General features: G+C 63.6%; 17 protein-coding genes. 9 read left to right on the forward strand and 8 right to left on the reverse strand.

Features of this window, described 5'->3' with window-relative positions; genetic code table 11:
- Window positions 1-21: 21 nt before the first annotated feature.
- Genes ACFRJ9_RS03320 through ACFRJ9_RS03335 form a run of 4 tightly spaced genes read left to right on the forward strand, consistent with a single transcriptional unit; the run spans window position 22 to window position 3496 of the window.
- On the forward strand, window positions 22-981 hold the full coding sequence (locus ACFRJ9_RS03320) for a shikimate dehydrogenase family protein (protein ID WP_377664390.1): 960 nt from the start codon (window positions 22-24) through the stop codon (window positions 979-981).
- Entirely contained in the window at window positions 978-1604 is a 627-nt protein-coding gene (locus tag ACFRJ9_RS03325) for a glucose-6-phosphate isomerase (RefSeq protein ID WP_377664392.1), read from the forward strand. Before ACFRJ9_RS03320 ends, ACFRJ9_RS03325 begins: the two co-directional genes overlap by 4 nt.
- Before the next feature lie 5 nt (window positions 1605-1609).
- Window positions 1610-2566 (forward strand): phosphoglycerate dehydrogenase, encoded by a 957-nt coding sequence (locus ACFRJ9_RS03330; RefSeq protein ID WP_377664394.1) that lies wholly within the window; start codon window positions 1610-1612, stop codon window positions 2564-2566.
- Between the two features lie 15 nt (window positions 2567-2581).
- Window positions 2582-3496 carry a MurR/RpiR family transcriptional regulator gene (locus ACFRJ9_RS03335; RefSeq protein ID WP_377664396.1) on the forward strand — a complete coding sequence of 305 codons (915 nt, stop codon included), beginning with the start codon at window positions 2582-2584 and terminating at the stop codon, window positions 3494-3496.
- A gap of 6 nt (window positions 3497-3502) precedes the next feature.
- Here the strand turns inward: ACFRJ9_RS03335 and ACFRJ9_RS03340 are convergent, their stop codons facing one another.
- From ACFRJ9_RS03340 to ACFRJ9_RS03375, 8 genes are all read right to left on the reverse strand, one after another.
- Window positions 3503-4213 carry an HAD family hydrolase gene (locus tag ACFRJ9_RS03340; RefSeq protein ID WP_377664399.1) on the reverse strand — a complete coding sequence of 237 codons (711 nt, stop codon included), beginning with the start codon at window positions 4211-4213 and terminating at the stop codon, window positions 3503-3505.
- Window positions 4210-4638 carry a heat shock protein transcriptional repressor HspR gene (locus tag ACFRJ9_RS03345; RefSeq protein WP_377664402.1) on the reverse strand — a complete coding sequence of 143 codons (429 nt, stop codon included), beginning with the start codon at window positions 4636-4638 and terminating at the stop codon, window positions 4210-4212. Before ACFRJ9_RS03345 ends, ACFRJ9_RS03340 begins: the two co-directional genes overlap by 4 nt.
- Before the next feature lie 10 nt (window positions 4639-4648).
- Window positions 4649-5632 (reverse strand): DnaJ C-terminal domain-containing protein, encoded by a 984-nt coding sequence (locus ACFRJ9_RS03350; protein WP_377664405.1) that lies wholly within the window; start codon window positions 5630-5632, stop codon window positions 4649-4651.
- Window positions 5633-5719: 87 nt separating this feature from the next.
- A complete protein-coding gene (locus ACFRJ9_RS03355) occupies window positions 5720-6400 on the reverse strand; it encodes a nucleotide exchange factor GrpE (RefSeq protein WP_377664408.1) in 681 nt (226 codons plus the stop codon).
- Window positions 6401-6402: 2 nt separating this feature from the next.
- Window positions 6403-8268, reverse strand: a complete 1866-nt coding sequence (gene dnaK, locus ACFRJ9_RS03360; protein WP_377664410.1) for a molecular chaperone DnaK — start codon at window positions 8266-8268, stop codon at window positions 6403-6405.
- Window positions 8269-8611: 343 nt separating this feature from the next.
- A complete protein-coding gene (locus ACFRJ9_RS03365; RefSeq protein WP_377664412.1) occupies window positions 8612-9505 on the reverse strand; it encodes a DUF817 domain-containing protein in 894 nt (297 codons plus the stop codon).
- Window positions 9498-10289: an oxygenase MpaB family protein gene (locus tag ACFRJ9_RS03370; RefSeq protein WP_377664414.1), complete on the reverse strand. Its 792-nt coding sequence runs from the start codon at window positions 10287-10289 to the stop codon at window positions 9498-9500. Before ACFRJ9_RS03370 ends, ACFRJ9_RS03365 begins: the two co-directional genes overlap by 8 nt.
- 17 nt (window positions 10290-10306) lie before the next feature.
- Window positions 10307-11038: a TetR/AcrR family transcriptional regulator gene (locus ACFRJ9_RS03375; RefSeq protein ID WP_377664417.1), complete on the reverse strand. Its 732-nt coding sequence runs from the start codon at window positions 11036-11038 to the stop codon at window positions 10307-10309.
- Between the two features lie 132 nt (window positions 11039-11170).
- Between ACFRJ9_RS03375 and ACFRJ9_RS03380 the strand changes: the two genes are divergently transcribed.
- The 5 genes from ACFRJ9_RS03380 to ACFRJ9_RS03400 all read left to right on the forward strand — a co-directional run bounded on the left by ACFRJ9_RS03380 (window position 11171) and on the right by ACFRJ9_RS03400 (window position 14039).
- The gene (locus ACFRJ9_RS03380; protein WP_377664419.1) at window positions 11171-12103 is read left to right on the forward strand and encodes an NAD-dependent epimerase/dehydratase family protein; all 933 of its coding nucleotides are present in this window, start codon (window positions 11171-11173) and stop codon (window positions 12101-12103) included.
- A 41-nt stretch (window positions 12104-12144) separates the two neighbouring features.
- On the forward strand, window positions 12145-12327 hold the full coding sequence (locus ACFRJ9_RS03385; RefSeq protein ID WP_377664422.1) for a hypothetical protein: 183 nt from the start codon (window positions 12145-12147) through the stop codon (window positions 12325-12327).
- Window positions 12309-12542, forward strand: a complete 234-nt coding sequence (locus ACFRJ9_RS03390) for a hypothetical protein (RefSeq protein ID WP_377664425.1) — start codon at window positions 12309-12311, stop codon at window positions 12540-12542. Before ACFRJ9_RS03385 ends, ACFRJ9_RS03390 begins: the two co-directional genes overlap by 19 nt.
- Before the next feature lie 163 nt (window positions 12543-12705).
- Entirely contained in the window at window positions 12706-13302 is a 597-nt protein-coding gene (locus tag ACFRJ9_RS03395) for an RNA polymerase sigma factor (RefSeq protein WP_377664428.1), read from the forward strand.
- Complete coding sequence (locus ACFRJ9_RS03400; RefSeq protein ID WP_377664430.1) at window positions 13299-14039, forward strand: peptidase M56 family protein; 741 nt, start codon at window positions 13299-13301, stop codon at window positions 14037-14039. The genes ACFRJ9_RS03395 and ACFRJ9_RS03400 overlap by 4 nt, the downstream gene beginning before the upstream one ends.
- Window positions 14040-14063 lie beyond the last annotated feature (24 nt).

Here is a 14063-nt window from a genome sequence, read left to right on the forward strand (position 1 = left end):
AGACCTTAGGAGAGCACCACCATGTTGATGCCCGCCACTGAACCCACCATGTACTTCATTGGTGTCACCACCAACCAATCGTCCATCATGCGCGTCTTCCCGGCATGGGCCGAGGAACTGGGACTCGACGCAGTCCTGAAGGGAATCGATCTTCCGCCCGGGGCACCGGACGCCGAATACCAGGAGGTTGTCCGGTTCCTGAAGTCCGATCCGCTGTCCCTTGGCGCCTTGGTCACCACCCACAAGCTGGACATTGTCAGCGCAGCCCGCCAGGACTTTGACGGTTTCGGGGAAGACGCCCAGGTGCTGCACGAAATCAGCAGCATCAGCAAGAAAGACGGAAAGCTCTGGGGAAACGCCATGGACGCCGTGACCAGCGGCCTGTCGTTGGAAGCGATCGTCCCTGACGGCTACTGGCTGGATTCGGCCGCGGAACTGGTCCTGCTGGGTGCCGGAGGTTCTTCGCTGGCCCTGACGTACTACCTGCACAAACGCGCTTCCGCCGGGCTTCCCGTCCCCGCGAAAATCACGGTGACCAACCGCCGGATCAGCCGGCTGGAGGAAATGCAGGCCATGCATGCGGGCCTTGGCAGCACCCTCCCCATCACCTACGTCCAGGTGGCTGACGCGGCAGAAAACGATTCGGTGGTGGCTGCGGCCGCGCCGGGCTCCGTCATCATCAACGCCACGGGACTGGGGAAGGACCGGCCCGGTTCGCCCCTCACGGATAACGTCATTTTCCCGGCCAACGCCATCGCCTGGGACTTCAACTACCGCGGCGACTTGGTCTTCCTGGACCAGGCACGTGCCCAGCAGACCGGGCTCAACGTCCGCGTCGAAGACGGCTGGGTCTACTTCCTGCACGGCTGGACCCGTGTGATCGCCGACGTCTTCGGCATCGACATTCCTACCCGCGGACCGGCCTTCGACCGCCTGTCCGATATCGCATTGAACGTTTCCAAGAAGGAGATCTCCAAATGAGCACCACCCCCACCGCCACCAACCCCGCTGAAACTGCGACGCCAGCTGAGACCACCGTCCAGGCCGTCCTCACCGACTTCGACGTCACCACCGGGTTGTCCGCCACCAAGGCACCGCTGCAGCGCCGCCTCTCGGCCATGGCCGACATGTACGCAGACCAAGAAGCCGCCGCCGCCCAGGTGGCCGAGGACGACGTCATTGTCTACGAATTCTTCGATATGGGCGTCCCGTCCACCCCTGGAGATGTGGCCTACGGGACCAGCATCACCTACCCGGGCAAAGTGGGCGACGAGTACTACATGACCAAGGGCCACTTCCACGAGGTCCTGGACACGGCCGAAATCTACTACTGCCTCAGCGGCCGCGGCTACATGCTCATGGAAAACCCGGAAGGCGATTGGCAGGCTGCCGAGTTCACTCCGGGACAGGCTGTGTACGTGCCCCGCCGCTATGCCCACCGCAGCATCAACGTCTCCGACACCGAACCCTTGGTGACCTTCTTCGCCTTCCCCGGCCATGCCGGCCACGATTACGGCACCATCGAGACCAAGGGCTTCCGCAAGCTCTGCGTCGAGCGCGACGGCAAGCCGGAGTTCATCGACAACCCGCGCTGGCAGGCCTGACAGCGATGTCACCGAAGACAACGCACGACGGCGGCACCCGCCGGATTGCGGTGACCCCCCGTTCCATTTCGGACGGGGGGCACCCCGCCTTGCGCCAACTGGAAAAGGCGGGATACGACGTCGTGTATCCCGCCCCGGGTGCGGTGCCCAACGAACAGCAGCTCCGCAGTGCCCTTCCCGGCTGTGTGGGCTACATCGCCGGGACGGAACACCTCAGCGGCTCGTTCCTGTCCGAGTTCCCTGAGCTGAAGGCAATCTCCCGCAACGGAGTGGGGATCGATTCGATCGACGTCGATGCCGCCAAACGGCAAGGCATCAGCGTCCTCACCGCTCCCGGCGCGAACTCCCAGGGCGTTGCCGAACTCGCCATAGCCCTCATGCTCTCCGCGGTGCGTGGCATCGCGTGGCACGACCACCAGCTCAAGGCAGGCCAGTGGGCACGGCGTCCGGGCCGGGAAATTTCCGGCCTCACCCTGGGGCTGGTGGGCTGCGGGCAGATCGGACGCCGGGTTGCCACCATGGCATTGGGACTGGGCATGAAGGTCCTCGCCTTCGATGCGTACCCGCTCGAATCGTTCCGCCCGTCCGATGATTTCTCCTGGGGAACACTGGAGGAAGTATTGGGATCCAGCAACATCGTCTCCCTGCACATGCCTCCCGCCGAGGAGCCGGTCATCCGCCCCGCAACCATTGGCTTGCTGCAGCCGGGCACCGGAATCGTCAACACGGCAAGGTCCTCCCTGGTGGACGACGAGTCGGTGTTGGCAGCGCTGGAATCGGGCCAGGTGGCATTCCTGGCCACGGACGTCTTCGCCACCGAACCGCCGGGGTCCACAGCGTTGGTGCTGCATCCCAACGTCGTCGCGACACCGCATATCGGTGGATACACTGGGGAAAGCGTTGACCGAGCCACCTGGGCGGCCGTGGACAACCTGCTTCAGGCCCTGGCCAATCAGCAATAGACCGGAGACTGCCACATGACGGAGACCTTTACCGACGGCGGACTGCTGCACCGAATTTCGGCGCGGTTGCCCTACCTGCCGCCGTCGCTCCGTCTTGTGGCAGAGGCCGTGCTGAAATCTCCGGAGCAGGCACAGGCCATGACCATCACCGAACTGGCTCTGGCCGCTGGAGTGGGTGAGTCAACGGTGTCCCGCTTCGTGCGCGAACTCGGCGTGGACGGCTACAAGTCGCTGCTGCTTGGACTGGCCGAAGCCACGTTTATCTCCAAGGCGGCCACGCAGGAGCAAACGGCGGCCTCGGATGTTGTGTACGAGGGCGTCAACCGCGGAGACTCAGCTGCGGACATCGTGGGCAAGGTAGAGCGGAGCAGCATCCAATCCCTGCGGCGTACCGGCCAGCGCCAGGACGTGGAAACCATCCAGAGCGCGGTGGACATGATCGACGCCGCCAACACGCTGGTTTTCTGCTGCATGGGATCCTCCAGCATCGCCGCCGAAGAAGCGGTGATGCGTTTCACCCGCGCCGGGAAGAAATGCATGCTGTACCGGGACACCACCATCCAGGTCATGCTGGCCACCATCCTTGCCCCGGGCGACCTCCTCATTGGCATCAGCGACTCCGGCCAAAGCACGCCCATCATCGAGGCACTGCATCTGGCGCAGCAACGCGGAGCAGCAACCCTGGCCATTACCGGAACGGAAGGTTCACCGCTGCTTGAGCACGCGGACATCGCCCTGTTCACGGCCACGGTTCCCAGCGGCGGCGAACTCTACGGAGAGTCCGTGACCAGCAAATGGGGTCAGCTCCTGGTCATCGACATCCTCTACGCCGCTTTCGCAACGCGTCACTACGACGCCACCGTGAAGACGCTCAAGGACACGTACCAGAGCAGTATCCGGCAGTCGCGCAGGAGCACGCCGGGCTCATAGTCCGTCTTACTTCCAGGCCGCCACCCATGCCAGCAACTCAGCGGATTCCAGCGAATCGCAGAGGGCATGGGCGAGCGGCCGTTGGCTTGCCGCTTGGGGCACTGCAATGACTTTCATTCCGGCCGCAACGGCCGCTGAGGCACCGGCCTCGGAATCTTCGAAGACCAGGCAATCATCGGCACGGGAGCCTAGGGCGGCAGCGGCAGCCAGATAGATATCCGGCGCCGGTTTGGGACGCGGAACGTCGTCCGAGGACACTGTGATGGCAAATCCGGTGTCGAATCCACCCCGGCCCAAAGCAACGTCCAAAATGCGTCGCGCTGAGTTGCTCGCAACTGCAATGGGGACTTTGGCGCCGATGACCTGCACCAACTCGCGGGCACCGGGCATAGGTTTCCCGGATTCGCGGACCAGGAGTTCGTTCACGTCCAGGAGTTGCTTCACGGCGGCTTCCGGTTCCGTCCCGGAACGTTCGGCCATCAGGGGGCCGATGCGGCTGGCAGGCAAGCCCACCAACTGGTGCTGGAGTTCGGCGTCGAAGTGAACTCCGAGCGCCTCGCACACAATGCGCTGGGTCTGTACCCACAGGGATTCCGTGTCCATCAGCAGCCCGTCGCAATCGAAAACGACTGCCTGCGGACGCCACGAACCGAAAATGTCCGTCAGCGTGGACGGAGCGCCCACACTCTTGTCCGCCCGGGTTGGCGCCGGGATCACCGGCTCTCCTCCGGCCGGGGCCGCCATACGACGACGGCCTGCGACCTCGCACGTGGACGTTGCCCCCGGGCCAGGCTGACGACGTCGCCCGCGGCGCCCGCAGCAAAAATGCGGGCGTCCACCGGCGTGCGGCGGCGGGTCAGTTCCTCTGTCAGTTCAGCGACGCGATACTGCAAAGCGGCCACCTGGTTTTCGAGGTCCAGGATACGTTTGATGCCTTCCAGCGAGACGCCCAACTGCGAGAGGCGCTGGACCTCACGTAGCTTGTTGACGTCGTTCTGGGAGTAGCGGCGGGACTTGCCGGGCGCGCGACTGGGCGAGACGATGCCCAGTCGGTCGTACTGGCGCAACGTCTGCGGATGCATGTCGGCAAGCTCCGCAGCCACGGAGATGACGAAGATCGGCTGGTTGACGTCGATGCCCATGACCGCCTCCTTACAACCGGGCCTTCGCGGCCAGGTCGTGGCGAGGGTTCGCGTCGGTCGTGGCTGCGGCGAAGGCCTTCACGGCTTCCTCCGCTTCCTTGCTCAGGTTCTGGGGAACCGCGACGTCGATGGTCACCAACAGGTCACCGGTCGCCTTGGACGTCTTCACGCCACGGCCCTTGACCCTGAGCGTGCGACCAGCCGGTGTCCCGGCCGGGACGCGCACCTTGACGGTGTCGCCGTCGAGCGTCGGAACTTCGATGGTGGCGCCGAGCGCCGCTTCCGCGAACGTGACCGGCACGTGGATGCGGATGTTGTCGCCGTCGCGGTGGAAGAAATCGTGCGGCTTCACGCTCACCGTGATGATGAGGTCGCCGTTGCCGGCCGGGCCCACATTGCCCTTGCCGCGTTGACGGACTTTCTGGCCGTCCTTGATGCCTGCAGGGATCTTGACGTCGATCACGTTGCCGTTGCTTTCACGCAGGCTCACCGTAGTCCCCTTGATGGAGCCGGCGAAGGAGATGGACGTCGTCGCAGTGCGGTCCGAGCCCTTCTGCGGTGCCCGCTGGAACCCGGTCTGGTTACCGCCGCCGAAGCCGCCACCAAACAGGTCAGCGAACTCCGGAGGAATACCCCCGCCGCCCGCGGGCTGACGAGCACCAGGCCCGCCACCGAACAGGCCACCGAACAAGTCCTCAAACCCGCCGTTGGCGCCAGCACCACCACGTCCACCACCGGCACCCGGAGCGAACCGGGCACCACCCATGGCACGGATGGCGTCATACTGCTGCCGGTCCTCGGCACTGGACAACACCGAGTAAGCCTCGGAAATGTCCTTGAACTTCTTCTCCGCAGCAGCATCCCCGGCATTCGTATCCGGATGGTACTGCCGGGCAAGCTTGCGGTAAGCCTTCTTGATATCCGCGTCGGACGCGTCCTTGGCGATACCAAGGATCGCGTAAAAATCCTTTTCAACCCAGTCCTGGCTGGCCAAGAGCGTTTCCTTTCGGTTGGGAACGAGATGGCAGTTCATCCCAATGTTTCAATGAAACACTGTCACGAACTGCCATCTCGAAGGGCACTAAGCCGGGACAGCCACAATCACCTGGGCCGCACGCAGGACCCGCTCACCGGAGCGGTATCCGGAGCGCAGCACCTGGCTGACAGTGTCAACCTGGATGTCCTCGCCCGGCTGCTGGATGAGTGCCTCGTGGATGGTGGGATCGAATTCGACGCCCGTGTCCGCGATGCGTTCCAGTCCGTACGTCTTCAGCGCGTTCTCCAGCTTGGTGGCGATGGCGGCGAAGGGGCCGTCTTCGAGGTCACCGTGCTGGCGTGCGGCGTCGACGTCGTCCAGCACCGGGAGCAGGGAGTTCAGGACGCCGATGACGGCCATTTCCCCTGCTACGGCGCGGTCGCGTTCGACGCGCTTGCGGTAGTTGACGTACTCAGCCTGGAGGCGGAGGAGATCGTTGCGGAGCTCCGCCGCGTGGGCTTCGGCCGCGGCACCGGAGGCTACCGATTCCTCGGCAGGAACGTCTACCCCGTTGAGGATTTCCTCAGCCTGGGAGAGAGCGTCGCCTTCGGAGGGAGCGGCGTTGCCTTGGGCCGGAGCGGCAGCTTCGCCTTCGGGGTGGCGGGCCGCCCCGGTTTCCGGGTCAACCTTGCGGTTGTCACGAATAATCGGTTTCTGCTGACCGGCCCCTTCGTGCTCGTCGCGCTTGCCTTCAGAGTGCTCTGCTTCGTTGCCGTGGTGAGGCATGGCTACTTCTTCGCTTCGTCTTCGTCGATGATCTCGGCGTCAACGATGTCTTCGTCGTCGGCAGCCTTGTCACCGGCGGGAGCACCTTCTGCACCGGCACCCGGAGCGTCAGCTGCGGCGGCCTGCGAGTAGATGGCTTCGCCGAGCTTGGTCTGGGAAGCCTGGAGCTTCTCGAACGCAGTCTTGACGGCGGCGTCGTCGGTGCCTTCCAGCGCGGACTTGAGGGCGTCGACGTCGGCCTTCACCTCGGTCTTGACCTCCTCGGGAAGCTTGTCGTCGTTGTCGGCGATCAGCTTCTCCACGGAGTAGGCCAGCTGCTCGGCGGAGTTACGGGTGTCCGTAGCTTCGCGGCGGGCCTTGTCCTCAGCGGCGTGCTCTTCGGCTTCACGGACCATGCGGTCGATGTCGTCCTTGGACAGTGCCGTGCCACCGGTGATGGTCATGGACTGTTCCTTGCCCGTGCCCTTGTCCTTGGCGGACACGTGGACGATGCCGTTGGCGTCGATGTCGAAGGTGACCTCGACCTGCGGGACGCCACGCGGTGCCGGAGCGATGCCGGTCAGTTCGAACGTGCCCAGCGGCTTGTTGTCGCGGGTGAATTCACGCTCGCCCTGGAAGACCTGGATGGCCACGGACGGCTGGTTGTCGTCAGCGGTGGTGAAGGTCTCGGAACGCTTGGTGGGGATAGCGGTGTTGCGCTCGATGAGGTGCGTCATGACACCACCCTTGGTTTCGATGCCGAGGGACAGCGGGGTGACGTCGATGAGGAGGACGTCCTTGCGCTCGCCCTTCAGCACACCGGCCTGGAGTGCGGCACCAACGGCCACAACTTCGTCCGGGTTGACGCCCTTGTTGGGCTCCTTGCCGCCAGCGAGTTCCTTGACGAGCTCGGAGACAGCAGGCATACGGGTGGAGCCACCGACGAGGACGATGTGGTCGATGTCGGAAACCTTGATGCCGGCTTCTGCGATGACGTCCTGGAACGGCTTCTTGGTGCGGTCCAGCAGGTCCTTGGTGAGGTCCTGGAACTTGGCACGGGTGAGCTGCTCATCCAGGTGGACCGGGCCGTCGGGGGTGACGGACAGGTACTGGAGGGAGATGTTGGTGCTGGTGGAGGAGGACAGTTCCTTCTTGGCCTGCTCTGCAGCTTCACGGAGACGCTGGAGGGCGATCTTGTCCTTGGAGAGGTCGATGCCCTTGATCTTGAGCTGGCTCAGGAGCCACTCGACCACGCGGTTGTCCCAGTCGTCGCCGCCGAGGCGGTTGTCGCCGGCGGTTGCGCGGACCTGGATGGTGGAGAAGTTGTCTTCGTCCTTGCCAACCTCGAGGAGGGAGACGTCGAACGTTCCGCCACCGAGGTCGAAGACCAGGATGAGTTCGTCTTCCTTGCCCTTGTCCAGGCCGTAGGCCAGTGCAGCCGCGGTGGGCTCGTTGACAATGCGGAGGACGTTGAGGCCTGCGATTTCGCCGGCTTCCTTGGTGGACTGGCGCTCGGCGTCGTTGAAGTAGGCCGGAACGGTGATCACAGCGTCGGTGACCTTTTCACCCAGGTAGCTCTCGGCGTCGTTCTTGAGCTTCATGAGGATACGCGCGGAGATTTCCTGCGGCGTGTACTTCTTGTCATCGATGGCAACGGTCCAGTCGGTGCCCATGTGGCGCTTGACGGAAGCGATGGTGCGATCGATGTTGTTGACGGCCTGGCGCTTGGCGATTTCGCCGACCAGGACTTCGCCGGACTTGGAGAACGCAACGACCGACGGCGTGGTGCGGCCGCCTTCTGCGTTGGCGATGACGGTGGGCTCGCCACCTTCGAGAACAGAGACCACGGAGTTGGTGGTTCCGAGGTCGATACCTACTGCACGTGACATATCTTGTTTTCCTTTCAATGGCCGATGTTGGAGATCGCGCCTGACAACGGTCCGCTGGGCGGTTTACGTGCTGGGAGCCTGCTCAACAATCGGCTAGTTGAGCGTTCTGCACTCAACTGTACTCAGCCTCAGATTTAAGTCAATCCAAAGTTGAGCGCAGTACGCTCAACTTCGTCGAGAGAGGCTCAAAAAACCCCGGATTCACGCGGTCAGAGGGCTGGTTTCGCCCACGGTGAACTGACAGGCTGCCGCGATGCTCAACGCATCCCGCCCCAACCGCCAGCCATTGGCCTGACCCGCGTGTCCGACGTCGAGCCCTTGCTTCACGCCAGGCGCGCGGCACTCAAGGCGCTACGCGGCGAAGCCTGGGAACCTCCGCGGCGTCGTCGGCTTCGAGCGGCTCAGGTTTGTACACCCACGCCACCAGCACCACCGAAATGATCATCAGCAAAAACCACGCCAGCAGCTTGTCGATGGAAACCGCCTGCCAGCCATTCAGCTGGTTGGGATACAGCCACGCGCGGGACCACGTACCGATGTTCTCGGCGAACCAAATGAACAGCGCCACCAGCAGGAACGACACCAGGATGGGCATCTTGAAGCGACGGCGGAACACCCGGAAGTGCATCACGCACCGTCCGTAGACAAGTACGACGGCGGCGAACAGCACCCAGCGCGCGTCAAAGATGTAGTGGTGCGAGAAGAAATTGACGTAGATTCCGGCCGCAACAACGGCAGTGACCCAGCGGCGCGGGTAGCGGTCGAAGCGGAGATCGAACAGCCGGAAAACCCGCACCATGTATGAACCCACAGCCGCATACATGAACCCGCTGAACAGCGGAACGGCACCGATCCGGAGGAAGCCTTCGGCCTCGTAGGCCCACGAGCCAACGTCCGTCTTGAACAGCTCCATCACCGTCCCCACCACATGGAACAGCAGGATCACCCGCAGCTCCCGCAGCGTCTCAAGTTTGAAGCTGATCATCAGGACCTGGATGACAATCGCGGCGAGGGTCAGGAAGTCGTTGCTGGCCAGCGCGGCGTTGTCCGGGTACCAGAGGCGGGCAGCGATGATGACGGCAAGCAACGCAGCCCCGAACACGCAAGCCCACGCCTGCTTCAATCCGAACACCACGAACTCGGTGAGCCCCGCCCGGACACGCCCGCCGGGAGCATGGTCCAGGTAGCGGTGCGCGAGATTGTCGATGGACTGTTCCACCGACGTGGAGTTACGCATGGTCCGCCTTCGTGGCCGTATCGAGTTGGCCCAGATAGTAGTCGCGCGGCCAGTGCCGGACCCGCTGCGGCAAACGCGGATAAACGCGGCCCAGCAGTCGCATGGTCCGCTCAAAGCGCCGGCCATCGCTAGCACTCCAGGCAAATCCGAAGTCTTCGCGCAGATGCCCGGGCAACAGGCCGGCGGTCAGGAAACGCGCCAACGGCATCGCCAAGCGCAGGAGCGGTGGTCCGCCCGCCGGATACAAGAGGTCCTGCGCTACTTTGAGTGCTTTCGCGTCCGGCTTGAGCGCGCCCAAATGCGAATTCCAATACTCAGCGAACGCAGCCCGATCAGCAGGCCACATGGCCGCTGGGAGCTGGAGCGCCGTGCCGATCCGCGCATACTCGCGGTAGATACGGTCGGCGGTGTCGTCGTCGAGCATTCCATGAACCTGTTGGTAGACGGTGACGGCGGTGTCGTAGAGGGTGGCCACAACCCACAATTGGGACTCGGCGTCGAAAGCGTTGTAGCCCTTGGAAGCATCGTCGGCGCCGCGACGAACCGGCGCATGTGCTCGGTTGACGGCACGGCGGACGGCCTTCAACTGCTCTTCCGAGCCGTACACCACCGCGTATACGTACGTCATGGTGGCGCGCAACCGGTCCATGGGGCGCTCGGCAAAGTTGCTGTGTTCGGCCACTCCGTGGCCCACTTTGGGATCGGCAATTTGCAGGAGGATCGCCCTCCCCGCACCGGCGAGCAGGACCCCCTCAGCACCGATGTCGGCAAGTCCACGAACCATCTGAATACTGTAGCGCCCTAGCCTTGGAGCCCCACGACGCCCTGAAGGACGCCCAGCTGATGCTCGAACAGTTCCTGGCGGGCCGCGAAGGTATCAGCACCGTACTGGCCGAAAACTTCGAAGCTGACAGCTCCGAACACCGATGTCCATACCAGCACGCCACGAGCCAGTGCAGCGTCCGGCACCGCGAGGTTCAGTTGCTCGCGGATGGCATCCATGTCCGCGGCCAGGGCCGGAGGAATCACGACGGCGGGAGTCACCTTCGGGTCCAAGGCGCCAGCGCGATAGGCGGCATCGAAAACGCTCACCAAACGGAGGATGACCCGGGTGCCGGGAACGGTGGTGCGCTCCCCCGGCGCCTGATACCCGGGGACCGGGCTGCCGAAGAGCAGTGCGTAGCTGGCCGGCTCACGGAGGGCCCAGGATCGCACGGCCATTCCGAGGGCCCTGAATTGGCCCGCGAAGTCAGCCGCCGGGACAGACTCGACCGCGGCATCCACTTCATCGCCGAGCTGGTTGTAGCCGTCGATGAGCAGGAGTGTAAGGAGCTCATCCCGGTTCTCGACGTACCGGTAGACAGCCGACGATACAACGCCCAGATCCCGGGCTACTGCCCGCAGGGAAAGGGCTGCCGCACCGTGGAGGGCCAGGTGCTCGCGACCGAGCCGAACGATGTCGGCGATGGTCTGCGAGCGGGCACGTTCCCGGGGAGTCGGGGGCTTGGCTTTGGTTGCTTCGACGGACGTCATGCCCCCAGCTTGCCATAACAGAGAGCGCCGTCAACATACGAGAGCAGTGCTCTTGACAAGAGTGCCCTCGGAGGTCATCCTGATTTGAGAGAGCAGTGCTCTCCATTCACTGGAAAACAGGAAGGCACCATCATGTACGTCGTCACAGGAGCAGGGCCCGTTGGTTACACCGTCGCCGAGCAACTCGCTGAACAGGGACACACCGTTCGCGTGCTGACCCGCTCCGGCAGCGGACCCGAGCACCCCCTGATTGAACGGATGCGCGTAGACGCCTCAGATCCCGCACAACTCACACAGGCCGTGACCGGTGCTTTGGCCGTCTTCCACTGCATCCACGGATCGGCGTACCGCGCCGCTGCCTGGGCCGCCGAACTTCCCCAGGCCGAGCAAGTGGTGATGGATGCAGCGGCAGCCGCGGGCGCCGTCGTCGTCTTCCCTGAAAGCCTGTACTCGTACAGCGAGCCGGACCGGACCATGAAGGAATCCAGTCCCCGGGAGGCGTCGGGCGGCAAGCGCGGAATCCGGACAGCGTTGCTCAAGGCGCGCCAGGCTCATGCGGCGGATACCGTGAGCGTCGTGGCCGGCGACTTCTTCGGGCCGCGCGTGAGGATGGCACATGCCGGTGAGCGGATGGTGCCGCTGGTTCTGGCGGGCAAAGGAGTGCAGGTGATCGGCAGTACCCGTGAGCCGCACTCCTTCACCTATGTTCCTGACCTCGCAGCTGCCATGATCGCTGCGGCGCAGCAGCCGGAACTCTGGAACACCGCGCTGCATGCGCCCACCGGGCCGGCAGTGACACAGCGCGAAATGGCCGATGCGCATGCGGCGGCGGCAGGTTTGTCGGCACCGAAGGTGAGCGCTGTGCCTGGCTGGGTGCTGCGGGTAGCCGGAGTCTTTTCGACTGACATGCGGGAGCTGGCGGAGATGCTCTACCAGTTCGAGCGGCCATTCGTGATGGATTCCTCGGAAAGCCAGCGGCTCCTGGGCCTCGAGCCAACCCCGCTGCCCCAGGCTGCGGGGGCCACGGTGGCCTGGTGGCGGGGCGCTGCCCGGCTGCCCAACTAACTGGCAGTAGTGGTTGTTCTGAGCGCTGAAAACAACCACTAATGCCAGCCAGTTGGGCGGGCGAACCGTCAACGGCCTTCATCGCCGGGGCCCAGAACGACACCGGCGGTGGCGGCTGCTTCGCTGCCTACAAGCCCTCCACCACCCAGGTGATCACCAAGGTCAACCCCATCGAAGCTCTCCAGATGGTCCGCGGAGCACGGTGGTGGCCTGGGACCCGGTAGCCAACCAGGAACTGTGGCGGCTGGATCCCGGACAGACCCAAGGCATCGCTGCCTTGGCCATCCACGGCAATTACCTGTTTGGCATGTCCCGGAAAGCGGTAGGCCTGTTCAGCATCAATCCCGCCACCTTCGAGGTCACGGTGGTGGTGGCCGCGATCAACGGTGGTTGGTACAGCGGCCCGCACATCACCGCGGACGAAGACGGCCTGCCCTGAGGGGAAGCAAAAGAAAGAGAAGAGGGACAAGAAGCCCAAAAAGGAGAAGTAGCCCCCATTTAAGTAGCAGCAGACGCCCTTTTGAGCGCATCTGCTGTTACCCAGTTGGGCTGGAAGTTCTTCCAATGTGTAACCATTCGCGGGGTCCCGGACAATACAGGGCATGGAGAACGTTCAGCCGGGGGATGACGTCCTGTGGGCGGAAAGCTTGAAGGGTGACGCCGAGGCGTTTGGTCTTTTGTACGACCGGTATCGTGGTCGCGTTTTTCGTCATGCTTATCGTTTGGCTGGCGGAAGGCACGACGCCGAAGACGTCACTGCAGCGGCTTTCTTTGAGTTATGGCGCCGCCGGGAACGTGTGAGGCTGATCGATGGCTCGATCCTTCCGTGGCTGTTGGTGACAACGACCAACACTGCCAGGAATCTTCAACGGTCAAAGGTTCGCCACCGAAGGCTTTTGGACGCAATTCCCCGGCGCGGCGAGGCCGAAGCGCAGCTGGACCCTGCCTATTCGAACCACGAGTCCTCTTTGAATGACGAAGTCGCTCAGGCCTTGGCTGTCCTGAAGCCGCTGGACCTGCGGCTGGTCAGCCTAGTGGTGTTCGAAGAGTTGCCGTTGCTGGCAGCAGCAGAGGCACTTGGGATTTCACCGGGTGCGGCCAAAGTCCGAATGCACCGTGCCCGCCAGAAGATGAAAGCGGCGCTGCCACGGTCACTACGTCACGCGCACTCGCCAGCGTTGAAAGGAGATCCGTCATGAACGACGTTCGCATTGATCCGCAATTCGACCGGGCCCTCCGCGAGGTACTCCTTGCTCAGGTTCGAACCAGTTCAAAACCGCGGGCCCAAAAGCGGAGGTGGCTGTTGTTCGCCGGTGCCTTGGCCGGCGCAGGAATGCTGGGCGGTGTTGGCGCAGCTGCTACGGGACTCTTCAGCCTGCCCGGCGTGCCCACAACCACGGTTCTAAGCTCCCCATCGACCGCCGTTTACAGCGGCACAGCAACAGCCGATCTTGGACCGACCCCGGCAGGGGCGACCGGTATTGAGGTGGAACTGACCTGCCTCACCGCCGGTAAGTTCACTTTCCCGGACGGTGCCAACATCTCCTGCTCTACAGCCGATCCGGGAACACACGGTGCCTGGTCCAAATATGTCGTTCCCCTGGACCCTTCAACACAAGGCGTGACCATCACCACCGCTCCAGGAAACAGGTGGCAGATCGTCGGAAGATACATCTCACAGGCTCCCACTGATTGGAAAGTCAACGCGAAGGGCGAGACTTATGGCGTTGAGGTGCCAGGGCGTGGGGCCCCGGATTTGCTCGCAGTAAGAGCCACTAACGGAGCAACGGGCTACGTCTACTCGGACCAGATGAAGGGAACTGATCCGGCCAGCCCGGAGGAAGCAGCCAAGAACCTGCCTAAACCGCAACGGGAAGTCGCTGTGTACCTCAGCGATGGCACAACTCAAGTGGGTGTGTTCATGGCACCAGGGTGACGCCAGGGATCTTCGCATTAGTAA

The sequence above is a fragment of the Paenarthrobacter sp. NPDC056912 genome, assembly GCF_042786555.1.
In the GTDB taxonomy this organism is placed as follows: domain Bacteria; phylum Actinomycetota; class Actinomycetes; order Actinomycetales; family Micrococcaceae; genus Arthrobacter.